This is a genomic window from Zoogloea sp. (assembly GCF_041904905.1).
GTDB lineage: Bacteria > Pseudomonadota > Gammaproteobacteria > Burkholderiales > Rhodocyclaceae > Zoogloea.
Map to the genome: position 1 here is coordinate 20,594 of NZ_JAYRMI010000004.1, position 20,968 is coordinate 41,561.

A 20,968-nucleotide genomic window follows, 5' to 3' on the forward strand; every position below is an offset into this window, starting at 1 on the left:
CATATCAAAATCCGGCCGCGCGCCGGGGCCGTATGATGGACCCCATTGTTGCGCCGCACACGCCCGAACCCAGGTCGGGCTGCCATGAAAGCCGAATGCCGTCCCCCCCGCCCGCCCAGCCGCGGCCGGGAAAGCCGAAGTAAAACCCACCCGCAAGGGGTGTGGTTGCGGCTGCCGGACGTCGCCCCGATGCTGCGCTGCGGGCGTCGGCCTCCTCGTCCCGGGGCTGCCCCGGGATGCGCGCTCAACGCTCTTCCCATTTCAATGGACGCGGCGCCCCCTCCGTGGGGGCGGCCCGCGTCTGCCGGTCGTACCAACAGGGGGTCGCAATGACGACGTATCTCAATCTCGACGGCAACGAAGCCGCCGCACGGATGGCCTACCTCGGCAGCGAGGTGATTGCCATCTACCCGATCACCCCATCCTCGAACATGGGCGAGTGGGCCGACGAATGGGCCGCCCAGGGCAAGCCCAACCTGTGGGGCGTCGTCCCCAAGATCATCGAGATGCAGTCCGAAGGCGGCGCCGCCGGCGCGCTGCACGGGGCGCTCACCTCGGGCGCGCTGGGCACCAGCTTCACCGCCAGCCAGGGCCTGCTGCTGTTCATCCCCAACCTTTACAAGATGGCCGGCGAGCTGACGCCCTTCGTGCTCCACGTGGCGGCGCGGGCGCTGGCCACCCACGCCCTGTCGATCTTCGGCGATCACTCCGACGTGATGGCCTGCCGGGCCACCGGCTGTGCGCTGCTCGCCAGCAACTCGGTGCAGGAAGCCCAGGACATGGCGCTGATCGCCCAGGCCGCCACCCTGGCCGGGCGGATTCCGGTGATCCACTTCTTCGACGGCTTCCGTACCTCCCATGAAGTCGCCAAGATCGTCGCCGTCGAGCCCGACACCGTGCGCGCGATGATCGACGACACGCTGGTGGCCGCCCACCGGGCCCGCGCCCTGTCGCCCGAGCACCCGGTGCTGCGCGGCACCGCCCAGAACCCCGACGTGTTCTTCCAGTCCCGCGAGCGCGCCAACCCCTTCTACGACGCCTTCCCGGCGCTGGTGCAGGCGGCCATGGACCGCTTCGGCCAGCTCACCGGCCGGCACTACAAGTTGTTCGACTACGTGGGCGCGCCGGACGCCGAGCGGGTCATCGTGGTGATGGGCTCCGCCGCCGAGACCGTTGAGGAGACCGTCGAGCACCTGCTGGCCCGGGGCGAGAAGGTGGGCCTCGTCAAGCTGCGCCTGTTCCGCCCGCTGGACACCCGCGCGCTGCTGGCGGCGATCCCGCCGAGCGCCCGTGCCATCGCCGTGCTCGACCGCTGCAAGGAGCCCGGCGCCGACGGCGAGCCGCTCTACAAGGACGTCCTCACCGCCCTGGCCGAAGCCGCCGCCGACGGCCTGCGCAGCATGCCGCGGGTGATCGGCGGCCGCTACGGGCTGGCGAGCAAGGAGTTCACCCCCGGCATGGTGGCCGCGGTGTTCGCCGAACTGGCCGCCGACAGACCGAAGCGCCAGTTCACCGTGGGCATCGTGGATGACGTGACCCACCTGTCGCTGGCCTGGGATGCCGCCTTCCGCTCCGACGCCTCGCGCCGCCTGCAGCACGCGGTGTTCTGGGGCCTGGGCGCCGACGGCACGGTGTCGGCCAACAAGAACTCCATCAAGATCGTCGGCGAATCCACCGCACTCCAGGCCCAGGGCTACTTCGTGTACGACTCGAAGAAATCCGGCGCCGTCACCGTGTCCCACCTGCGCTTCGGCGACGCGCCGATCCGCTCCAGCTATCTGGTGGAGGAGGGCATGGCCGGCTTCGTGGCCTGTCACCAGACGGTGTTCGTCGAGCGCTACGATCTGCTCGCCCACGCGGCACCGGGCGGGGTCTTCCTGCTCAACACGCCCGATTCCCCCGACGCGGTGTGGGCCGGCCTGCCCGCCGCCATGCGCGCCGGCATCGCCGCCAAGGGGCTGAAGCTGTGGGTGATCGACGCCTACAAGGTGGCCCAGGAGGCCGGCATGGGGCGGCGCATCAACACCATCATGCAGACCTGCTTCTTCGCCATCTCGGGCATCCTGCCCCGGGATGAGGCCATCGCCGCCATCAAGAAGGCAGTGGACAAGACCTACGGCAGGAAGAGCAAGCGCCTGGCCGATCTGAACCACCGCGCCATCGACGTGACCCTCGCCAACCTCCACGCGGTGCCCATCGGCGCGGCCGGGGAGGCGGACGAGGGCGCCGCCCCCATCGTGCTGCCGCCGGATGCCGCCCAGCTGGCCTTCGTGCGGGATTTCACCCTGCCCATCTACCGGGGCGAGGGCAACCGCCTGCCGGTGTCGGCGATGCCCATCGACGGCACCTTCCCCACTGGCACCGCCAAGTTCGAGAAGCGCAACATCGGGCTGGAGATCCCGGTGTGGGAGGCCGACCTGTGCACCCAGTGCGGCAAGTGCGTGTTCGTCTGCCCCCACTCGGCGATCCGCGCCCGGGCCTTCCCGGTCGAAGCGGCGGAGGGGGCGCCGCCCACCTTCAAGCACGTGCCCGCCAAGAGCAAGGATTTCCCGGCCGGCACCCACATCAGCTACCAGGTGGCGCCGGAGGATTGCACCGGCTGCGGCGACTGTGTGGAAGCCTGCCCCATCCACGACAAGTCCAACATCAGCCGGCTGGCGGTGAACATGGCGCCCATCGGCCCCCTGCGCGAGCCGGAGCGCGAGAACTTCGATTTCTTCCTCAAGCTCCCCGAGTTCGACCGCAGCCTGCTCAAGCACGGCACCATCCCCGGGTCGATGCTGCTTGACCCGCTCTTCGAGTTCTCCGGCGCCTGCGCCGGCTGCGGCGAGACGCCCTACATCCGCCTCGCCACCCAGCTCTTCGGCGACCGCATGCTGGTGGCCAACGCCACCGGCTGCTCGTCGATCTACGGCGCCAACCTGCCCAGCACGCCCTGGACGGTGAATGGCGCCGGCCGCGGCCCGGCCTGGTCCAACTCGCTGTTCGAGGACAACGCCGAGTTCGGCCTGGGCATGCGCCTCGCCGCCGACCAGCTGATGGCCTACGGGATGCAGCTCGTCAAGGCGATGGAGCCCGAGCTGGGCGATCTGGCCGGCGCCATCGTCAACGCCGACCAGCGCACCGAGCCGGGCATCCGCGCCCAGCGCGAGCGGGTCGCCGCGCTGCTGCAGCGGCTCGCCGCCAGCCGCCACCCGCGGGCGGCGGAGCTGGCGTCCCTCGCCGAATGGCTGATCCGTCGCTCGGTGTGGATCATCGGTGGCGACGGCTGGGCCTACGACATCGGCTACGGCGGGCTCGACCACGTGCTGGCGCTGTCCTACGACGTGAACATCCTGGTGCTCGACACCGAGGTGTATTCCAACACCGGCGGGCAAACCTCCAAGGCCACGCCGGTGGGCGCGGTGGCCAAGTTCTCGGCGGGCGGCAAGGCCACCGCCAAGAAGGATCTGGCCCGCATCGCCTCGGACTACGGCCACGTGTATGTGGCGACGGTGGCCTACGGCGCCAAGGACGTGCACACCCTCAAGGTCTTCCACGAGGCCGAGAGCCACGACGGCCCCTCGCTGATCGTCGCCTACAGCCCGTGCATCGCCCACGGCGTGGACATGCTCTACAACCAGCGCCAGCAGGAGATGGCGGTCAAGTCCGGCCACTGGCCGCTGTTCCGCTACGACCCGCGCCAGGAGGCCGCCGGGGCCAACCCCTTCCGGCTCGATTCGGCCCCGCCCAGCCAGCCCATCAAGACCTTCATGGACAGCGAGACCCGCTTCGCGATGCTCGCCCGCAGCCACCCGGAGGCCGCCGAACGCCTGCTCGCCGAAGCCCAGAAGGAAGCCGACCGCCGCTTCAAGACCTACCAGGATCTCGCCGCCGGCCACGCGCCCGCCGCGCCCAAGGAGAGCTGAAATGATCGACCTGTCCACCACCTACCTGGGCCTGCCGCTCAAGAACCCGCTGGTGCCGTCCTCCTCGCCCCTGTGCAAGCAGCTCGACACCGTGCTGCAACTGGAGGACGCCGGCGCCGCGGCCATCGTGCTGCACTCCTTCTACGAGGAAGAGCTGATCGCCGAAGACGCGATGGCCGACCGCTTCCTGCTCCACGCCGACCTCCACGACGGCGAGTCGGCCGGCTTTCTGCCCGACCACGGCAGCTACGAGAGCGCCATCGACCGCTATCTCGAGCACCTGCGCCGGGTGAAGGCGCGGGTGGGCATTCCGGTGATCGCCAGCCTCAACGGCGTCACCCCGTCGGGCTGGGTGGATCTGGGCCGCGAGATGGAGGCCGCCGGCGCCGACGCGCTGGAGCTTAACGTCTACCACATCGCCGCCGACCCCAACGAAACCGGCGACGAGGTCGAAGCCCGTTACCTCGCCCTGCTCACCGAACTCAAGCGCGCCGTGGCGGTGCCGGTGGCGATGAAGCTGCCGCCTTTCTTCGCCTCGCTGCCCAACTTCGTGCGCCGGCTGGAGGCCGGGGGCGCGGCCGGCGTGTCGCTGTTCAACCGCTTCTTCCAGCCCGACATCGACCTGGACACGCTGGAGATGGTGGACCGGCTCGAACTCTCCAGCCCCGACGAGGCCCTGCTGCGCATCCGCTGGATCGCCATCCTGCGCGCCCAGACCCGCATCACGCTCGCCGCCACCGGCGGCGTGTATGGCCACCGGGAGGCCCTCAAGCTGCTGCTCGCCGGGGCCGACGTCGTGCATCTGGCCTCCTGCCTGCTGGAGCACGGCCCCGGTCGGCTCACCGAGATCCTCCACGACCTGCGCACCTGGATGGCCGACCGGGAGTACGAATCGGTGGCCCAGCTCAAGGGCAGCATGTGTCAGGCCAACCTGCGCGACGCGAGCGCCCTGGCCCGCCAGAGCTACATCCGGGTGCTCGACAGCTTCACCCCGCGGCCGGGGGTGTGGCGCTGAGGCCCACGCGGGCGCATTGACATTTCGGGCGGCCGCCGCAAGCATGGGCGGCCGTCGAAACGTCCAGTCCACCGATGCCGATCTTCCCCGGCGCCCGCGCCGCCTTCCGCCTGCGTCTGGCCGCCGTGCCGGTGGCGCTCCTCCTTGCCGGCTGCGGCGGCGAATCTTCCGCGCCCACCGACTGGCCACCCCTCGACATCCCCAAGGGCAAAGGCTGCCCCGATCTCACCGGCCACTACCGCAACGACGACCCGCTGGTCTTCCTGGCGCTGGTTGCCCAGCACCTGCCCAGCGAGGTGCGCGGGCAGTTCTGGACCGAGGTCGCCGTCGGCGGCTCGGTGGCGGGCGGGCTGCTGCTCCAGCTGGGCACGCCGGGCAGCGACGGCGCCCAGACCATCCGCCTGCAGCCCGCCGCCGAGGCCTGCCACGATGGCTGGCTGCAACTGAGCTGGCCCTACCTGCTCATCGAGCGGAACGACCCCCGCTTCCGCGATCTGCCGGGCGAGGGCGACAAGGAACTCCACGTGGCCCGCGATTCGGCCGGCAATCTGGTGGCCCGGCAGGTCACCGCCACCTACCTGGAGTTTCCGGTGTGGTGCGGCGATGGCTGCAAGTACCTCCGGTTCCCCTTCACCCGCAGCGAGGCGGTGCGCTGGCGCCGGCTGTCGGCGATGGGCGCGCTGCCGTCGGATCGTCCCGGCCCGGAGATCGGTACGTCGGCGCTCCGTCGGCGCGTGTCGTCGGCGCTGCCGCCCGGCACCCTGCTCGACGGCATCGACGCCCAGGGCGGCGGCTTTGTGGCCCGCATCCGCTCCCGCGAGGAGGCCGGCGTCGATGCCTTCATGGACGAACTCTCCGCCGCCCAGTGGGTGCATTCGGTACGCCGCGAGCCCGGCCCCGGCACCCGTGGCAAGGACGGGCGCTACGCCGAGCGGGTGTGGTTCAGCCTGCGCTGACAGGCCAGCCGGCGCGCCGGCCCGGCTAGAATGGCGGCCCGATTTCCTCCGCCCGCCGCCATGCAAGCCTCCACCCGCATCGTCCTCGTCACCGGCGCCGCCATGGCCAAGCCCGACCCGGAAACCCACCTGCTGGTCGCCGCCCTGGCCCGGATCGGCGTCGACGCCCTCGTCGCCCCGTGGGACAGCGCCCTCGACTGGGCCGCCTATCCGCTGGTGGTAGTGCGCACCCCGTGGGATTACTTCCGCCGTCTGCCCGAGTTCCTCGCCTGGGCCGGGCGCACCAGCCAGCTCACCGCCTTCGTCAATCCCGTGTCGGTCATCGAATGGAACAGCCACAAGGCCTACCTGCGGGAACTGGCGGCCAAGGGCATCCCCACCGTGCCCACCCTGTGGCTCGACCGTGGCGCGGCGGACGGCGCCGCCCGGCTCGCCGCCACCGGCTGGGGCGAGGTGGTGGTGAAGCCGGCCGTCTCCATCGGTGCCATCGGCGCCCTCAAGGCCCACGCGGCCGACCCGGCCTGCCTCGCCCACCTGGGCGCGCTGCTGGCCGAGGGCGACGTGCTGGTCCAGCCCTTCATCGACAGCGTCGCCGCCCAGGGCGAGGTGTCGCTGATCTACTTCGGCGGCGCCTTCTCCCACGCCATCCGCAAGCAGCCGGCCGCCGGCGACTACCGGGTGCAGGACATGTACGGCGGCACCAACCACCCCTGGCAGCCGGCGCCCGACGAGCTGGCGCTGGCCAGCCTCGCCCTCTCCGCCACCCCGGCCCCGACCACCTACGCCCGGGTGGACATGGTGCGCCTGCAGGGTGGCCGCCCCGCGGTGATGGAGCTGGAGCTGATCGAGCCCGAACTCTTCCTGGGGGCCACCCCCGACGCCCCGGCGCGCTTCGCCGAGGTGCTGCGCCGCTGCGCCGGCTAGGCCGGACGCTGGCCCGACCTGCCCCGCGGCCACGCCGGGGTGTCGGGATGGCGTCCGGCCCGTCGCCGCGCCCCGCGGCCGATGCTGGCGGGTGCTGCCTTCGGGCCGCCATGTTCTCGCGTCGGTCTGCGGGATGGTCCGGCCTTGCTCATCTCTCCTCGCGAGCAGCTCGGAGCCTGTCGTGCCCTGTCCGCAAGCTGCTCGCGAGGGGCTTCGGGATAGGGGCGTCCTGTCCTTCGGATAGTCGCATTGCTGCTTTTTTGTGCTCCCGAGAGACTCGGCGCGTGTCATGCCCTGTCCGGAAGTCTCTCGCGAGCGTCTCCGGGATAGGGCAGCCCTGTCGGTCGGAGGGTCGGGTTGCTGCTTTTTTGTGCTCGAGAGAGGCTCGGAGAGGGTCGCGCCGGTCCGAAAGCTGCTCGCGAGCGTCTCCGGGGTAGGACGATGGGGCGCAGCGCCCGTCCGGCGGTGCCGGCGGGTTGAACGTCGGGCCGGCGGAGCGCAGGGCTGGCCACTGCGGACGATCCACCCGCCGCCGCGCCTGCGGGGCCACGCTGTGCGGCACCTCCGGCCCGTGGGCGAGGGCGTCGAGGGGCTTCAAGCGCTGCGCCCCCGGTTCAGCAGGGCCTGGCGGGTGACCGGGTTGTCCAGCTGCTCCAGCCACCACTGGATCGCCTTGCCCGGTGCCTTGGATTTGCGCCACGCGTAACTGAGCTGGAAGTTGCGGGTCTGGCGCTCGACCGGGCGCTCCACCAGCCTGCCGCTGTCGATGTAGGGGCGGGCCATGCACTCGGGCAGGAAGCCGGCGCCCAGGCCGCGCAGCTGGGCTTCGAGCTTGGCGGGCAGATCGGGCACCGTAAACACCTCCTGACCGTCGAGCAGGCCGTGGGTGACCCCTTCGCCCCGCCGGGTCGAATCCGCCACCGCCACCGCCCGGTGCTGGCGCAGCACCGCGTCGCTCAGGGGCTCCGGGGCCCGGGCCAGGGGGTGGTGGGGCGCCACCGCGAAGATGAAGCGCAGCTCGCCCAGCGGGCGGGTGAGCAGATCCGGCGCCGGCGTGGCGGAGACGACCAGCCCGAGGGCCAGATCGGCCTCGCCGGAGGTGAGCGCCTCCAGGGTGCCCGAGAGCGTCTCGTCGCGCAGCCGCAGGCGGGTGGGCGGCGCCATCGCCAGGAAACGCTCGCACAGCTCCAGCACCGTCGTCCGGTTGATGACCCCGTCCAGCGCCAGCGTGAGGTGCGGTTCCCAGCCGGTGGCCACCCGGCGCACCCGGTTGGCCATCGCGTCGATCTCGTCCAGCAGCCGGCCGCCCTCGTGGACCAGCTCGCGACCGGCTTCGGTGAGGCGGGCCTGACGGGCGCTGCGGTCGAACAACAGCACGTCCAGCGCCTCCTCGATCTGGCGCACCCGGTAGGTGAGGGCGCTGGGCACCATGCCCACCGCGCGGGCGGCGGCGGCAAAGCTGCCGGTGTCGGCGATGCGCCGGAGCAGGGCGAAGGTGTCGGGGGTGAGGACGTCCCGCGGGTTGGGCTTTTCCTGGGGCATGGCGGCGCTGATCGTTCAAACTTTTTGAATGATGCCATCAAAGCGCCTGCACCGCGAAGGCGTTGGCGGCGCTCACAATGGCCTCACTTCAGGAGACGAGCCCATGCTGACCATCCGCCGCGCCCACGACCGGGGCCACGCCGACCACGGCTGGCTGACCAGCCATCACTCTTTCAGCTTCGCCGGCTACTTCGACCCGGCCTGGATGGGCTGGGGCAAGCTGCGGGTGCTCAACGAGGACCGCATCGCCCCCGGCACCGGCTTCGGCACCCACGGCCACCGGGACATGGAGATCGTCAGCTACGTGCTGGCCGGCGAGCTGGCCCACCGGGACAGCCTGGGCAACGGCGCGGTCATCGCCCCGGGCGAAGTGCAGCGCATGAGCGCCGGCCGGGGCGTGCGGCACAGCGAGTTCAACCACGCCGCCGACCGCCACACCCACTTCCTGCAGATCTGGATCGAGCCCGCCCAGGCTGGCCTTGAGCCCGGCTACGAGCAGAAGCGCTTCGCCGACCTCGACAAGCGCGGCCGCCTGTGCCTGGTGGCGTCGCCCGACGGCGCGGCGGGCTCGGTGACGATTCATGCCGACGCCCGTCTGTACGCCGGGCTGCTCGACGGCGCCGAGGTGGCCACGCTGGCCCTCGACCCGGCTCGCAAGGCCTATGTGCATCTGGTGCGCGGCCGGCTCGCGGCGAATGGCCAGCCGCTTGCCGGCGGCGATGCCGCGCTGCTGTCCGGCGAGACGGGCCTCACCCTCACCGGCGGCGAGGACGCCGAGGTGCTGGTCTTCGACCTCGCCCCCTGAACCCCGACAACCCTGCTTCACCCCCAACCCAACCCCGAGTAAAGGAGCTTTGCCATGTCCAAGATCGTCGTCGTCTTCCATTCCGGCTACGGCCACACCCTCCGTCTGGCCCAGGCCGTGGCCGAGGGCGCGGGCGCCGAGCTGCTCCCCATCGACGCCGAAGGCAACCTGTCCGAGGCCGCCTGGGCCGCCCTCAACGCCGCCGACGCCATCGTGATGGGCAGCCCCACCTACATGGGCACCGTGAGCTGGCAGTTCAAGAAGTTCGCCGACGCCTCCAGCAAGGCCTGGTTCACCCAGGCGTGGAAGGACAAGGTCTTCGCCGGCTTCACCAACAGCGCCACCATGAACGGCGACAAGCTGTCGACCCTGCACTACCTGTTCACCCTGGCCATGCAGCACAGCGGGATCTGGGTGGGCACCGGGATGATGCCGTCCAACAGCAAGGCCGCCCAGCGCGACGACGTGAACTACGTGGGCTCCTTCAGCGGCGCGATGGCCCAGACCCCGTCCGACGCCAGCCCCGACGAGATGCCCGCCGGCGATCTGGAGACCGCCCGCCTGTTCGGTCAGCGGGTGGCCGAGGTGACCGCGAAGTTCAAGGGCTGACCGGCTCCCTCGCCGGGCCAAGGCCGGGCAAACAAAAAGCCGCCCCTGGCATGGCCAGCCGGGCGGCTTTGTTCGTGGCGGCGCGGGCGCTTAGTGCAGGTCGTCCTTGTCGGGCGGCACCGGCAGCACGGGGATGCCCTCGTCGATGAGTTCGAGCAGGTCGCTGTGCTTGGCCTTGCCGCGGATCGCGCGCGCTTCGGCATCGCCCCGGTGGATGCGGCGGGCCTCTTCGGGGAAGCGCTCGCCCACGTCTTCCGACTGGCTGGCGGCGCTGCGCAGGGCCTCCACCAGCCGCGCGGCGATGGCCGCCGGATCGGGCTCGGGCAGCGCCGGCGCCGAGTGGGAGGAGGTTTGCACGTAGGGCGCCGACGGCAGCCGGCGCACTGCGTGGGAGTTGCAGTGGGGGCATTCAACGAGCCCCGCTGCCAGCTGCTTGTCGAACGCGTCGGCCGAGGCGAACCAGGCCTCGAAACGGTGCTCCCGGTCGCAGATGAGGTCGAGAACGATCACGAGCTGGCTCTCAGTGTGTGGTGCCCGGAGCGGGACTTGAACCCGCAAGGCTTGCGCCGGCGGATTTTAAGTCCGCTGTGGTTACCGATTTCACCATCCGGGCGATGGCCGATCACTTGGGCTGTTCGGGCAGCGTGATGTCCACTTCGAGGATCTCGTAGTTGTCGCGCTTGCCGAGCTGGACCTTGATGTCGTCGGCGGAGACGTTGACGTACTTGGAGATGACCTCGATCAGCTCCCGCTGCAGGGCGGGGAGGAAATCCGGCGTGGGCTGGTTGGCGCTGCGCTCGTGGGCGATGAGCAGCGACAGCCGCTCCTTGGCCACCGAGGCGGTCTTGGGCTTGGAGCCGAAGAAGTAGGAGAGGAGCGACATGTCACTTGCCTCCGAACAGCCGCTTGAGCAGGCCCGGTTTTTCGTAGCTGACGAAGCGCAGCGGACGGTCTTCGCCGAGGAAGCGTGCCACCACGTCCTGGTAGGCGGTGGCCACGTCGCTGTCCTTCAGGTGGATGGCGGGCAGGCCCTGGTTGGAGGCCTGCAGCACGTCGTCGGATTCGGGGATGGCGCCGATCAGTGGGATGCGCAGCAGCTCCTGCACGTCTTTGTAGGACAGCATCTCGCCGTCCTCGACGCGCTTGGGCGAGTAGCGGGTGACGAGCAGGTGTTCCTTCACCGGCTCGCGGCCTTCGATGGCGCGGCGGCTCTTGCTTTGAAGGATGCCCAGGATGCGGTCGGAGTCGCGCACCGAGGAGACTTCCGGGTTGGTGACGACGATGGCTTCGTCGGCGAAGGTGAGGGCCATCACCGCGCCGCGCTCGATGCCGGCGGGGGAGTCGCACACCACGTAGTCGAAACCCATGTGCTCGAGTTCCTTGAGCACCTTCTCGACGCCTTCTTCGGTCAGCGCGTCCTTGTCGCGGGTCTGGGAGGCGGGCAGCACGAAGAGGTTCTCGCAGTGCTTGTCCTTGATGAGGGCCTGGTGCAGGTTGGCCTCGCCGTTCACGACGTTGATGAGGTCGTACACCACGCGGCGCTCGCAGCCCATGATGAGGTCGAGGTTGCGCAGGCCGACGTCGAAGTCGATGACTGCGGTCTTGTAGCCGCGCAGGGCCAGGCCGCTGGAGATGCTCGCGCTGGTGGTGGTCTTGCCGACGCCGCCCTTGCCGGACGTTACTACGATGACGCGTGCCACGATTTTCCCTTCGGTGTAGAGGCGCTTCAGTCGAACTGGAGCGAATTGATTTCGAGAGTGTGCAGGTTGTCCGAGCCGGTAAGCCGGACCTGGGCGCCGCGCCCGGCGACGGCCTGGGGAATGCCGCGCTCGAAGGTGCGATAGACGCCGGCGATGGAGACCAGCTCGGGGCCGAAATTGGTGCTGAAGATGCGTGCCGCGGTGTCGCCGCGGGCGCCGGCCAGGGCGCGGCCGCGTAGCGGGCCGTAGCAGTGGATGCTGCCGTCGGCGATGATCTCGGAGCCGGGGCTCATGCCGGCCAGCAGCACCAGGTCGCCACCCTTGGCATAGACCTGCTGGCCGGAGCGCAGCGGGCGATCCACCACCAGGGTGGGGGCGGGGGCAGGCGCGTCGGCGGTGGCTGCGGCGGGCTGGGGCGCGGGCTCGGGGGGCGCTGCCGGCGTCGGTGCAGGCGTGGCGACGGGGGCCGGGGCGGGCGGCGGGGTGACGGGCCGTTCGGCGGAGAAGCCGTCGTTGCCGAGCACCGCCAGGCCGGCGCGGCGGGCGCCGTCGTAGAGGTGTTCGGGCAGGTGACGCACGCCCACCGGCTGGAGTTGGTAGCGGCGCAGCAGGCTCAGGAGGCCGGTCCAGTCCACCCGGTCGGGCGTGGCGGCGAGCTGGCCGAGATCGAGGATGGCGGGTTCGCCGGCGAAGAAGTCGGGCATGCCGCCGAGCATCATGTGCAGGGCGTCGGCGAGACGGACGGGGTCGGTGTCGCGGACGTAAGCGGTCATCACGGCGAGGCTCGCGCCCTTGAACTCGATCAGTTTGCCCTGCAGGGATGAGGCTTCGGCCATGGGTGGTGGGCGCGGATGCGCGGACTAAAACCGCCCAAGTCTACTTTTGACACCGATTTAGGGCAAGTCCGCCGGCCTGCCCGCCGGGAATCAATGCAGGGTGCGGGGTTCGGCGGGTTCCTCGGCGAACAGGGCGGCCACGTCGTCGGCGTCGAGCCGGTATTCGTGGTTGGAGAGGTCGTCGTGGATCAGCACCACGCCGTGGTCGGCCAGCACCGCGTCGAGTTCGGCCCGGCCCAGGGAGCGCAACATGGAGCGCACCTTCTCCCAGTCGAGGGGCCAGTGGTGGGTGACCGGGCGGGCGTCGAAGAGGCGCACGGTTTCCTGGTGGAAGAGCCGGGTGAGGATCTCCTCGGGGGCGAGGCCCAGCAGCTCGTCGGGGCGCAGGGTGGCGGCGAGGCGGGTGACCCGGTCCCAGCCGTCCGCGTCCTTCTTGTCGGCGTCGGGCAGCTTCTGCAGGAAGAGGCAGGCGGCGCGGCTGCCGGAGCAGGCGGTGTGGAGCACGGCGGGCTGCTGCTCGGACTGGGTGAGGTAGTGCTCGAAGATTTCGGCGATGGTGTCGCCTTCGATGGGCACGTAGCTCTGGTAGGGGTGGCGCAGCTCGGGCATGTCGAGGGTGAGCAGGAGCTGGCCGTCGCCGATCAGCTCGCCCACGCCGGCCTTGCCGACGGCTTCGTCGGACGACTTGGCGTGGCCGCGCAGGTTGAGGGTTTCGGTGACATCCACCACCAGCAGGTTGACCGGCCCGTGGCCCTGCAGCTGCATGGTGAGGCGGCCGGGTTGCTTGAGGTTGCCGCCGATCACGCAGCCGATGGCGCTCATCTGGCCGAGCAGGTCGCGCACGGCGGTGGGGTAGTTGCGGTTGAGCTGCATGTCCTGCCAGACGTCGTCGAGCAGGACGAGGGCGCCGCGGATGTCCAGGTCGTCGAGGAGGAAGCGTTGCACGTAGCTGCGGGGGTCGCTCATTCGGAGGCTCCGGCGGGGGGGACGAGGCTGGCGTAGAGGGCGGGGTCGAAGCCGACCAGGAGCTGGCCGCCAGCGGTTTCGAGCACCGGGCGGCGGATCAGGCTGGGGTTGGCCTGCATCAGCTGCACGGCGGCGCTCTGGGTGTCGATGGCCTGCTGCTCGGGGGTGAGCTTGCGCCAGGTGGTGCCGCGGGTGTTGATGAGGGTCTTCCAGCCGATGGCCTTGCTCCAGGCGTGGAGGCGGCCGGAGTCGATGCCGGATTTCTTGTAGTCGTGGAAGTGGTAGGCGACGCCGTGCTCGTCGAGCCAGGCGAGGGCCTTCTTCATGGTGTCGCAGTTCTTGATGCCGTAGCAGGTGACGGCGGGCGTGGGGAGGCTGTCTTGCATGGGGCGGTTCGGGCCCGGCCGGGATGGCGGGGGTGAAGGCAAAGGCGCGTAGTTTAAGCGACAGCCGGGCCAGACCCAAGTTTCCCCGGTCACGCGGCCCTGAGCAGCTTGAGGCAGGCGAGCGAGGCGGCCAGATCGAGCGCGGTGAAGTCGTCGTGGTTGGCGAGGCGCGGGTTGGCGCCGCGCTCCAGCAGCAGGCGCACCAGATCGGGCTTGCTGTTGGAGGCCACGTACATCAGGCAGGTGGCGCCGGTGTCGTTCTGGCGGTCGATGTCGATGCCGGCCTGGAGCAGCCGGTCGATGATGGCGTGGCTGCCGCTGTAGCAGGCCAGCCACAGGGCGTTGCAGCCGTCGGCGTTGGTGACGGCGACATCCACGCCCCAGGTGAGGAGTTCCTCCACCGCGTCGAGCCGGCCTTCCTTGGCGGCGCGCATCAGCGGGGTGAAGCGCCGGTCGGGCTGCAGGGCGGAGGGCTGGGCGGGGTCGAAGCCGTGGGTGGCGAAGAATTCGGCGAGGGCGGGGGTCATACGACGGCCCTCCGGTCAATGCGTGACAGCGGGTTGGCTTTGCACAGCCAACCCGCTGCGCAGGCGCGGTGCAGGGCACCGCGAAACACCTGCTTCGCCCTCCCCGAGGAAGGATGACCGCTCCCTTCGGGCGGCCGGGTGTGAGCGTTCATGAGTTGTCCTGTTGGCGTTGAGGATAAGGTGGGCCGGTTTCGATGCGTGTGTCGACCACCGGCGCGCCCACGGTGAAGTGATAGACGCTCTGCCAGCGGGGGCCGGCGAGGCCGAAGGCCTGGTGCACCGGGTCGTCGAAGAAGCAGCCGATGCCGGTGCCGCGCACGCCGGCGGCTTCGGCTTCCAGGTAGAGCACCTGGCCGACGATGCCGGCCTCGCGGAGCAGGCTGCGGTAGGCGTGGCCGTCGGCGCCCAGGCTGGCGAAATCCGCCACCATGCCCAGCGAGAAGGCGCTGGTGGCGGCGATGTCCTGGTGGCACGACAGGGATCGGGCGAGGCGCTGGACTTCCTGCAGCCCCAGCGCGGCCAGCTGGACGAGGCCCAGGTGGGCCGGGCAGTCCGGGGCGAAGTCGGCCGCCGGGCGGGGCGGGCCGAGGTGGGTGGGGATGGTGGCGCCGGGTGTGCGGGGCAGCAGGTAGAGGCCGGTCGGCAGGCCCTCCACACGCATCGCGAAGAGCAGCAGGTGGATCGCCGGGGCGGCCTCCTGGGCCGTGAAGGGCGCGCGGGGCCGGGGCATGGCCGCGTCGAGCAGGCGGTAGAAATCTGCCCGGGGCAGGGTGTGCCGGGGGTCGAAGCGCTGGCCGCTGCGGCGCTGGCGGATGAGCTGCGCGGCGCCGCTGGCGGTGGGGTGGGGCGGTAGCGCGGGCAGGCCGGGAAAGCCGGGGCGCGGGGGCGGCGGGGCATCGGCCGGGCGGCGGCTGAAGCGGGCGGCCTTGTCGACGGTCGGCCAGCGGTAGCCGGGCGAGGGGTCGATGACGCTGGGGCGGCCGTGCCAGCTGGCGGGGGCGATCCAGTCGAGCAGCGCCGGGCCGGCGGGCGGGGCGTCGACGCCGGGCGCGCGGATCGCCAGCAGGATCTCGGGCTCTTCGTCTTCGGTGAAGGAGAAGCGGCCGGAGGGGAAATCTTCTTCCCGGTCCAGCCCCAGCAGCCGGGCCAGGGTGCCGGATGGCAGCGCCATCGGCGCGACCTCCCACCCCAGCAGCGCCGCGGCGTAGGCCAGGGCCGCCACCGCGTGGCCCACGTCGAGCTGGCAGTAGCGGAAGGCCCGCTCGCCGTATTTCCAGGCTTCGCGCCACATCGCACTGGAGAGCCCCACGGCCAGCCAGCGGCCGCCAGCGGGGGCGACGAGGGCGCGGCCTTCGAGGGCGTGGTCTTCGGGGTCGTAGTGGTGCAGCCCGTCGGCCACGCCCGGCACGCCGGCGGCCAGCACGTAGGCTTCGACCGGGTGCAGGTTGCCCGACGAGGGATTGCAGCGCAGCGCCCAGCGGTTGGGGCCCCAGCTCTTCCAGGCCGAGAGGCCGAAGGCCAGCGCCAGCAGCGCGCCAAGGCTGGTTGCATCCGCCGCGACGGGCGCCGCCGGCGGCACGTCCAGATCGCCGAAGGGCCGCTCGAAGCGGTCGGCCGACAACGGCAGCTGCGCCACCTGCGCACCGGCGTAGTGCCGGAAGGCGGCGGGCTGGGCGTCCCAGTCGAGCTGGCCGGGGCCTTCGGCGAAGGCGTCGAAGCGGTGGCGGGTGCGGGCGTGGTAGGCGGCGAGCGGGTTGTCGGGGGAGGCGGGGTTTTGTGGGGTTTCCGACACGATGGGGGGCTTCCGGTGGGTTTGGCCTTCTTTTAGCAAAGGTCATGCCTGCGAGAAATCAAGCAGTTAGCGGCGCGGGGGCGATCCGGCGCGGCTGGCACCATCTCTGCATGGGGAGGGGGACAAGACCTCCGATACGACATTACCCCCAACCAGACAGAGACCCAACCATGGATACCAGAAGCAAACCGCCGGTGACCCGGGAAGCCGCCCTGCGCATCGCGCTGGCCGCCCGGGCGATGCCCAACGCGTCCTTGTCGAGCCTGATCGAGCTGCTGCAGCGTCGGCTGGGCGACGAGATCGACGAGGAGATGCTCCGTCAGGTGACGGTGACGATGCTCAAGACCGGCTTCGCCAGCGCGGATGGCGAGGAGGACGGCGAGGACATCGGGATCGGCCTGGAGGCCATGAAGCTGGCGGTGCGCATCCTGTGGGGCGACACCCAGGGCGACGACTCGCTGCCCAAGATCCAGCCCTACGACGAGGGCGACATGCCCGGCTCGGTGCGGGTGGCGGTGGCCTCGGACAAGGGCGACACGCTCTCCGGCCACTTCGGCTCGTGCCTGCGCTTTCTGGTCTATCAGGTGTCGCCCGACGAGATCCGCCTGGTGGACATCCGCGACACGATGGACGCCGACCTCGCCGAGGACAAGAACCTGTGGCGCGCCCAGCTCATCGGCGACTGCCACGTGTGCTACGTGGTGTCGATTGGCGGCCCGGCGGCGGCCAAGGTGATCCGCGCCGACATCTACCCCATCAAGATCGCCGATGGCGGCCCGGCGCTGGAGATCGTCTCTCAGTTCCAGAAGGCGATGGTCGATTCGCCCCCGCCCTGGCTGCTCAAGGTGCTGGGCGTGGCGGCGGAAAAGCGCCTGAAGAACTACAGCGCCCAGGAAGAGGAATGAGGCACCCGGCGCCCCGCGGCAACGGCCGGGTGCTCGCCCGGCCCGCAGCCCAGGCGCTAGACCCGCGCCATCTGCGCCGGCGACAGCCCCACCTGGGTGGTGAGCGTGCCTTCGTCGCCGTTCCACCACAGGGCCACCCAGGCGGTGCCGTCCGGGTCGATGCGTTCCACCTCGCAGACGGCGCCCACCATGTCCTCGAACATGATGAGTTCGTCCTCGTCCAGATCGGGGTCGAGGGTGATGGCGAGGACGCGCACCGGGTCGCCGATGGCGACGGGGTTGCCCTTGTGGTCGATGGTGGTGGCTGGCATGGCGGGCTCCGTGGGCTTGGCTTGAATGTGCCCGGCGGTGTCGGCAAAGCGACAGCCGCCGGGGTCTTGAACGGTGGCGTGCAACAGGCGTGCCACCCCGTCCGATAAACGCGCAGGAGCGAACATGAACAAGATTGGCCTTTTCTTCGGCACCGAAACCGGCACCACCCGCCTGGTGGCCAAGAAGCTGCACAAGAAGATCGGCGAGGACATCTGCGACAAGCCGATCAACGTGAACCGCATCACCCCGGCCGAGATGCTGCAGTACGACGCGCTGATCCTGGGAACGCCCAGCTACGGCGAAGGCGAGATCCCCGGCAACGGCATCTCCGGCTGCTTCGAGCCCAACTGGGCGGAGTTCCTCGCCAAGTTCGACACCGCGCCCGACCTCAGCGGCAAGCGCATCGCCTTCTTCGGCCTGGGCGCCCAGGAGCGCTACTCGGAGCGTTTCTGCAGCTCGCTGTTCGCGCTCTACACCGTGTTCAAGGGCTGGGGCGCCGAGATCGTCGGCGACTGGCCGACCGACGGCTACACCTTCGCCCACTCCGCGGCGGCGGTGGATGGGCGCTTCGTCGGCCTCGTCATCGACCAGCGCACCCAAGGCATGTTCACCGACGAGCGCATCGACACCTGGCTGGCGCAGGTCAAGCCCCTGCTGCAGGAGAAGACCACCGCGGCGGCCTGAGCGCCGCCGCCCGATCTGAAGGAAACCCCATGACCTACCACTGCATCCCTGCCGCCGAAGCCGTCGCGCTCATCCGCGTCGAGCCGGGCGTGGCGCTGTTCGACGTGCGCGACCTGGCGAGCTACCGGCGCGCCCACATCGACGGCGCCGCCCATCTCGCCGAAGACCGCTTCTTTGCCTGGACGCGCCGCCTCGATAAGGCCGCGCCGGTGCTCATCTACTGCTACCACGGCAACGCCAGCAAGACCTACGCCCAGATGTTTGCCGACTTCCACTTCACCCGGGTGTTCAGCATCGACGGCGGCTACCCGGCGCTGGAGACGGCCTTCGCCGCAACCGAGGCATGAGCATCGACAACGTGACCGCCTGGGTGGCCGCCCATCCCCTCACGCCCGGCGACGTGGATTGCGCCACCACGGTGATGCTCAAGATCCTCGACGGCAAATGCAAGATGAGCGAGACCGACAAGCGGGTGATGGCTGTGCTCTACGACGCCGTGAAGCACCGCCCCGGCCAGCGCTTTGGCGACGACCTGCACGCGCTCATCGCCCAGGCCCGCGCCCCCGGCGGCGAGGCGCTGCGGGATTTCATCTACGAAAAACGCGTGCTCGCCGAAACCACGCTGTCGCGCCCCGTGATGAAGGCCTTCAAGGCCATGATCCGGGCCGAAGGCCTGTTCGCCGGGCTTGAAGAAGAGGACGCCGACGCATGAAGCTGCAGATCGAACAGGCCCACATCGAAGCCATGATGGCCGCTTTCCCCCGGCTCGACCCGGTGCGCGAGCAGCTCCGCTTCGGGCATCGGGTGGAGATCCCCTTCCACACCCTCGAAGCGCCCGAGCTGGATCTGCTCGAAACCCGCTACCGCGCCGGCGACGCCGAAGACCGCGCCAAGGCCGCGCAGATCGCCACCCTGCGCCACGCGCTGGCCGGCGGCGGGCGGCGCTTCGAGCCCGAAGAGCTGGAGATGGCCGTGCCCGCCATCGCCCGCTACCTGGCCGAAGACGCCAGCCGCGGCTGGGTGTTTTCGGCCGGCATCAACGGCAAGCCGCTGGCCTACGTGGTCACGCGGCTGGATTTCACCCCGCCTTCCGAAGAAGAGAGCGGCAAGATCTTCGTGGAGCTGAAAGCCAACTCCCGCGCCCGCCTTGCGGCCACCACCCTGCGCATCACCGGGCCGGACATCGCCGGGCGCACCATCGCCGAAGTCTTCGCCGCCAAGGGCTACGTGAAGGAAACCCCGGCGCTCCTCGCCAGCTACGACGAGATGGCCGCCCGCTACTTCGACTGGCGCGGGCAGTACGGCGCGCAGTTCTCGGGCACCGGCGTGGGCTGGTTTGCCGAGAACCCCACCGCCACCCACCGGGACACCGACTACTCCCGCAAGGACCAGATCATCCTCTCATCCACCGGATCGCCCGCGCGGCTGGTGAACGACGAGAGCATCCTGGGCGAACGGGTGCTGGCGCTCGACGCCACCGGCGACATCCTCGCCAAGTTCGTCCGCCGGGTGATGCGCGGCGCGCGCTTGTCGGGCAAGGAAGAAGCCGAGGTGGAAGACGCCCAGGCCAGCATCGGCAAGGGCCTGTTCACCGAGCTGCCGGTGCATTTCTTCATCCTGATGTTCCACCTCGATCTGCACCACTACGTGTGGGTGCATGTGGAAGACATGCAGCCCTACGCCTACCAGCCCGAGCTGAAGGACAAGCTGGTGCTGCCCCCCGAGCAGACCGACCTCATCGACATCCTCACCGCCGAAATGGACGTGCTGATGGACGACATCGTGGCCGGCAAGAGCGGCGGCACCACCGTGCTGTGCGCCGGCCCCCCGGGCGTGGGCAAGACGCTCACCGCCGAGGTGTACTCCGAAATCATCCGCCGTCCGCTCTACCGCGTGCACTCCGGCCAGCTGGGCCTCAACGTGGCCGCGATGGAAACCGTGCTCAAGGACGTCCTCACCCGCGCCCAGCGCTGGGGCGCCGTGATGCTCATCGACGAAGCCGACGTCTACATCAAGCGCCGCGACGACAACATCACCATGAACGCCGTCGTCGGCGTCTTCCTGCGCGTGCTCGAATACTTCAACGGCCTGCTCTTCCTCACCACCAACCGCGTGGACGACATCGACGAAGCCATCGTCTCCCGCTGCATCGCCCTCATCCGCTTCCATCCGCCCAGCCGAGAAGACCGCCGCAAGATCTGGGGCGTGATGGCGGAACAGTTCGGTCTGCAGATCGCGCCGGAACTGCTGGAGCGGCTACCGGACATCTTCCCGCAGGCATCCGGCCGCGACATCAAGGGGCTGGCGAAGCTGGTGGGGAAATACTGCAGCCAGAAGGGGGTTGAGGCGGAGGAGGGGGTGTTTCGGAGGTGTGCGGTGTTCAGGGCGATGGAGGTGGGGTAGGCCAGACGTCAAGGGCAATTGCCGGCAAGCGCTGGACAGGGGAGAGTGAGGAATGTACATTTTTACGTACAACTCCGGAGCCAACACATGGACGCCATCTCTTACTCTGCCGCCCGCGCCAACCTCGCCACCACGATGGACCGCGTGTGCAACGACCACGAACCCCTCATCATCACCCGCGGCGGCCAGCAGTCGGTGGTGATGCTCTCGCTGGAAGACTTCAAGGCCCTTGAAGAAACCGCCTACCTGCTGCGCAGCCCCGCAAACGCCAGACGCCTGCTGGCCGCAACCGAGCAACTCAACGCCGGGCAAGGAAGCGAACGAAAGCTGGCCGAATGAGACTGATCTTCGCCGACGCCGCCTGGGAGGATTACCTCTTCTGGCAGCAGCAGGACAAGCGGATGGTGGAGCGCATCAACACGCTCATCAAGGAAACCCAGCGCGAACCCTTCTCCGGCATCGGCAAGCCGGAGCCCTTGAAACACGCGCTGGCCGGCTACTGGTCCCGGCGGATCACCGACGAGCATCGGATGGTTTATAAGGTGGATGGGGATGCGCTGCTGATTGCGCAGTTGAGGTATCACTATTAGCAGCCCGATGCAAAACCCCGAGAGCCCAGGCCAGCACGACCTCTCGCTGTCTGACTTCTCAAGACCTCATTCCCGGAGTTGGTTGCTCAATCTGAGCTATTGGGCCTT

23 protein-coding genes and 1 tRNA gene are annotated in these 20,968 nt (G+C 69.8%); 13 read left to right on the forward strand and 11 right to left on the reverse strand.

The features are described from left to right. Positions 1–329: 329 nt before the first annotated feature. The 4 genes from nifJ to ACE3N6_RS02070 all read left to right on the forward strand — a co-directional run bounded on the left by nifJ (position 330) and on the right by ACE3N6_RS02070 (position 6,803). Positions 330–3,908, forward strand: a complete 3,579-nt coding sequence (gene nifJ / locus ACE3N6_RS02055; RefSeq protein WP_374243508.1) for a pyruvate:ferredoxin (flavodoxin) oxidoreductase — start codon at positions 330–332, stop codon at positions 3,906–3,908. 1 nt (position 3,909) lies between these two features. Beyond that, entirely contained in the window at positions 3,910–4,923 is a 1,014-nt protein-coding gene (locus ACE3N6_RS02060) for a dihydroorotate dehydrogenase-like protein (RefSeq protein ID WP_374243509.1), read from the forward strand. A gap of 74 nt (positions 4,924–4,997) precedes the next feature. Beyond that, complete coding sequence (locus ACE3N6_RS02065; protein WP_374243510.1) at positions 4,998–5,879, forward strand: hypothetical protein; 882 nt, start codon at positions 4,998–5,000, stop codon at positions 5,877–5,879. A 60-nt stretch (positions 5,880–5,939) separates the two neighbouring features. Beyond that, positions 5,940–6,803, forward strand: a complete 864-nt coding sequence (locus ACE3N6_RS02070; protein WP_374243511.1) for a RimK family alpha-L-glutamate ligase — start codon at positions 5,940–5,942, stop codon at positions 6,801–6,803. A gap of 594 nt (positions 6,804–7,397) precedes the next feature. On the opposite strand, the gene ACE3N6_RS02075 is transcribed toward ACE3N6_RS02070, so the two are convergent. Further along, positions 7,398–8,345, reverse strand: coding sequence for a LysR family transcriptional regulator (locus ACE3N6_RS02075; RefSeq protein ID WP_374243512.1), 948 nt, complete (start codon positions 8,343–8,345; stop codon positions 7,398–7,400). A 103-nt stretch (positions 8,346–8,448) separates the two neighbouring features. Between ACE3N6_RS02075 and ACE3N6_RS02080 the strand changes: the two genes are divergently transcribed. Both ACE3N6_RS02080 and ACE3N6_RS02085 read left to right on the forward strand, forming a co-directional pair. Next, positions 8,449–9,150 (forward strand): pirin family protein, encoded by a 702-nt coding sequence (locus ACE3N6_RS02080; protein ID WP_374243513.1) that lies wholly within the window; start codon positions 8,449–8,451, stop codon positions 9,148–9,150. Positions 9,151–9,204: 54 nt separating this feature from the next. Then, on the forward strand, positions 9,205–9,759 hold the full coding sequence (locus ACE3N6_RS02085) for a flavodoxin family protein (RefSeq protein ID WP_374243515.1): 555 nt from the start codon (positions 9,205–9,207) through the stop codon (positions 9,757–9,759). 90 nt (positions 9,760–9,849) lie between these two features. Here the strand turns inward: ACE3N6_RS02085 and ACE3N6_RS02090 are convergent, their stop codons facing one another. The 9 genes from ACE3N6_RS02090 to ACE3N6_RS02130 all read right to left on the reverse strand — a co-directional run bounded on the left by ACE3N6_RS02090 (position 9,850) and on the right by ACE3N6_RS02130 (position 15,966). After that, entirely contained in the window at positions 9,850–10,269 is a 420-nt protein-coding gene (locus ACE3N6_RS02090) for a DUF1178 family protein (RefSeq protein WP_374243516.1), read from the reverse strand. Between the two features lie 18 nt (positions 10,270–10,287). Then, positions 10,288–10,372, reverse strand: a tRNA-Leu gene (locus ACE3N6_RS02095). 9 nt (positions 10,373–10,381) lie between these two features. Beyond that, on the reverse strand, positions 10,382–10,642 hold the full coding sequence (minE, locus tag ACE3N6_RS02100; protein WP_374243517.1) for a cell division topological specificity factor MinE: 261 nt from the start codon (positions 10,640–10,642) through the stop codon (positions 10,382–10,384). A gap of 1 nt (position 10,643) precedes the next feature. Further along, a complete protein-coding gene (gene minD, locus ACE3N6_RS02105) occupies positions 10,644–11,459 on the reverse strand; it encodes a septum site-determining protein MinD (protein ID WP_374243518.1) in 816 nt (271 codons plus the stop codon). 26 nt (positions 11,460–11,485) lie between these two features. Next, a complete protein-coding gene (gene minC, locus ACE3N6_RS02110; protein ID WP_374243519.1) occupies positions 11,486–12,295 on the reverse strand; it encodes a septum site-determining protein MinC in 810 nt (269 codons plus the stop codon). Between the two features lie 90 nt (positions 12,296–12,385). After that, entirely contained in the window at positions 12,386–13,261 is an 876-nt protein-coding gene (locus ACE3N6_RS02115; protein ID WP_374243520.1) for an Hsp33 family molecular chaperone HslO, read from the reverse strand. Then, positions 13,258–13,647: an ArsC family reductase gene (locus ACE3N6_RS02120; RefSeq protein WP_374243521.1), complete on the reverse strand. Its 390-nt coding sequence runs from the start codon at positions 13,645–13,647 to the stop codon at positions 13,258–13,260. The genes ACE3N6_RS02115 and ACE3N6_RS02120 overlap by 4 nt, the downstream gene beginning before the upstream one ends. 89 nt (positions 13,648–13,736) lie before the next feature. Beyond that, positions 13,737–14,174 carry an ankyrin repeat domain-containing protein gene (locus tag ACE3N6_RS02125; RefSeq protein WP_374243522.1) on the reverse strand — a complete coding sequence of 146 codons (438 nt, stop codon included), beginning with the start codon at positions 14,172–14,174 and terminating at the stop codon, positions 13,737–13,739. 148 nt (positions 14,175–14,322) lie between these two features. After that, positions 14,323–15,966 (reverse strand): SagB/ThcOx family dehydrogenase, encoded by a 1,644-nt coding sequence (locus ACE3N6_RS02130; RefSeq protein WP_374243523.1) that lies wholly within the window; start codon positions 15,964–15,966, stop codon positions 14,323–14,325. A gap of 170 nt (positions 15,967–16,136) precedes the next feature. On the opposite strand from ACE3N6_RS02130, the gene ACE3N6_RS02135 reads away from it, so the two are divergent. Further along, positions 16,137–16,871, forward strand: a complete 735-nt coding sequence (locus ACE3N6_RS02135; RefSeq protein ID WP_374243524.1) for a dinitrogenase iron-molybdenum cofactor biosynthesis protein — start codon at positions 16,137–16,139, stop codon at positions 16,869–16,871. A 56-nt stretch (positions 16,872–16,927) separates the two neighbouring features. Here the strand turns inward: ACE3N6_RS02135 and ACE3N6_RS02140 are convergent, their stop codons facing one another. After that, on the reverse strand, positions 16,928–17,182 hold the full coding sequence (locus ACE3N6_RS02140) for a hypothetical protein (protein WP_374243525.1): 255 nt from the start codon (positions 17,180–17,182) through the stop codon (positions 16,928–16,930). A 124-nt stretch (positions 17,183–17,306) separates the two neighbouring features. On the opposite strand from ACE3N6_RS02140, the gene ACE3N6_RS02145 reads away from it, so the two are divergent. The 6 genes from ACE3N6_RS02145 to ACE3N6_RS02170 all read left to right on the forward strand — a co-directional run bounded on the left by ACE3N6_RS02145 (position 17,307) and on the right by ACE3N6_RS02170 (position 20,860). Beyond that, positions 17,307–17,867, forward strand: coding sequence for a flavodoxin (locus tag ACE3N6_RS02145; protein ID WP_374243526.1), 561 nt, complete (start codon positions 17,307–17,309; stop codon positions 17,865–17,867). A 29-nt stretch (positions 17,868–17,896) separates the two neighbouring features. Beyond that, complete coding sequence (locus tag ACE3N6_RS02150) at positions 17,897–18,214, forward strand: thiosulfate sulfurtransferase GlpE (protein ID WP_374243527.1); 318 nt, start codon at positions 17,897–17,899, stop codon at positions 18,212–18,214. Continuing rightward, positions 18,211–18,579 (forward strand): hypothetical protein, encoded by a 369-nt coding sequence (locus tag ACE3N6_RS02155; protein ID WP_374243528.1) that lies wholly within the window; start codon positions 18,211–18,213, stop codon positions 18,577–18,579. The genes ACE3N6_RS02150 and ACE3N6_RS02155 overlap by 4 nt, the downstream gene beginning before the upstream one ends. Next, positions 18,576–20,270, forward strand: a complete 1,695-nt coding sequence (locus ACE3N6_RS02160) for an AAA family ATPase (RefSeq protein ID WP_374243529.1) — start codon at positions 18,576–18,578, stop codon at positions 20,268–20,270. Before ACE3N6_RS02155 ends, ACE3N6_RS02160 begins: the two co-directional genes overlap by 4 nt. Positions 20,271–20,357: 87 nt before the next feature. Then, positions 20,358–20,609 carry a type II toxin-antitoxin system Phd/YefM family antitoxin gene (locus ACE3N6_RS02165; protein ID WP_284189380.1) on the forward strand — a complete coding sequence of 84 codons (252 nt, stop codon included), beginning with the start codon at positions 20,358–20,360 and terminating at the stop codon, positions 20,607–20,609. Continuing rightward, positions 20,606–20,860 (forward strand): Txe/YoeB family addiction module toxin, encoded by a 255-nt coding sequence (locus ACE3N6_RS02170; RefSeq protein WP_374243530.1) that lies wholly within the window; start codon positions 20,606–20,608, stop codon positions 20,858–20,860. The genes ACE3N6_RS02165 and ACE3N6_RS02170 overlap by 4 nt, the downstream gene beginning before the upstream one ends. The last annotated feature ends 108 nt before the right edge of the window (positions 20,861–20,968 follow it).

What these genes read in the sequence shown, in the direction of transcription:
- nifJ (WP_374243508.1), top strand. Translation starts at nt 330, where the DNA reads ATGACGACGTATCTCAATCTCGACGGCAACGAAGCCGCCGCACGGATG.
- ACE3N6_RS02060 (WP_374243509.1), top strand. Translation starts at nt 3,910, where the DNA reads ATGATCGACCTGTCCACCACCTACCTGGGCCTGCCGCTCAAGAACCCG.
- ACE3N6_RS02065 (WP_374243510.1), top strand. Translation starts at nt 4,998, where the DNA reads ATGCCGATCTTCCCCGGCGCCCGCGCCGCCTTCCGCCTGCGTCTGGCC.
- ACE3N6_RS02070 (WP_374243511.1), top strand. Translation starts at nt 5,940, where the DNA reads ATGCAAGCCTCCACCCGCATCGTCCTCGTCACCGGCGCCGCCATGGCC.
- ACE3N6_RS02075 (WP_374243512.1), bottom strand. Translation starts at nt 8,345, where the DNA reads ATGCCCCAGGAAAAGCCCAACCCGCGGGACGTCCTCACCCCCGACACC.
- ACE3N6_RS02080 (WP_374243513.1), top strand. Translation starts at nt 8,449, where the DNA reads ATGCTGACCATCCGCCGCGCCCACGACCGGGGCCACGCCGACCACGGC.
- ACE3N6_RS02085 (WP_374243515.1), top strand. Translation starts at nt 9,205, where the DNA reads ATGTCCAAGATCGTCGTCGTCTTCCATTCCGGCTACGGCCACACCCTC.
- minE (WP_374243517.1), bottom strand. Translation starts at nt 10,642, where the DNA reads ATGTCGCTCCTCTCCTACTTCTTCGGCTCCAAGCCCAAGACCGCCTCG.
- minC (WP_374243519.1), bottom strand. Translation starts at nt 12,295, where the DNA reads ATGGCCGAAGCCTCATCCCTGCAGGGCAAACTGATCGAGTTCAAGGGC.
- ACE3N6_RS02115 (WP_374243520.1), bottom strand. Translation starts at nt 13,261, where the DNA reads ATGAGCGACCCCCGCAGCTACGTGCAACGCTTCCTCCTCGACGACCTG.
- ACE3N6_RS02120 (WP_374243521.1), bottom strand. Translation starts at nt 13,647, where the DNA reads ATGCAAGACAGCCTCCCCACGCCCGCCGTCACCTGCTACGGCATCAAG.
- ACE3N6_RS02125 (WP_374243522.1), bottom strand. Translation starts at nt 14,174, where the DNA reads ATGACCCCCGCCCTCGCCGAATTCTTCGCCACCCACGGCTTCGACCCC.
- ACE3N6_RS02135 (WP_374243524.1), top strand. Translation starts at nt 16,137, where the DNA reads ATGGATACCAGAAGCAAACCGCCGGTGACCCGGGAAGCCGCCCTGCGC.
- ACE3N6_RS02140 (WP_374243525.1), bottom strand. Translation starts at nt 17,182, where the DNA reads ATGCCAGCCACCACCATCGACCACAAGGGCAACCCCGTCGCCATCGGC.
- ACE3N6_RS02145 (WP_374243526.1), top strand. Translation starts at nt 17,307, where the DNA reads ATGAACAAGATTGGCCTTTTCTTCGGCACCGAAACCGGCACCACCCGC.
- ACE3N6_RS02150 (WP_374243527.1), top strand. Translation starts at nt 17,897, where the DNA reads ATGACCTACCACTGCATCCCTGCCGCCGAAGCCGTCGCGCTCATCCGC.
- ACE3N6_RS02155 (WP_374243528.1), top strand. Translation starts at nt 18,211, where the DNA reads ATGAGCATCGACAACGTGACCGCCTGGGTGGCCGCCCATCCCCTCACG.
- ACE3N6_RS02160 (WP_374243529.1), top strand. Translation starts at nt 18,576, where the DNA reads ATGAAGCTGCAGATCGAACAGGCCCACATCGAAGCCATGATGGCCGCT.
- ACE3N6_RS02165 (WP_284189380.1), top strand. Translation starts at nt 20,358, where the DNA reads ATGGACGCCATCTCTTACTCTGCCGCCCGCGCCAACCTCGCCACCACG.
- ACE3N6_RS02170 (WP_374243530.1), top strand. Translation starts at nt 20,606, where the DNA reads ATGAGACTGATCTTCGCCGACGCCGCCTGGGAGGATTACCTCTTCTGG.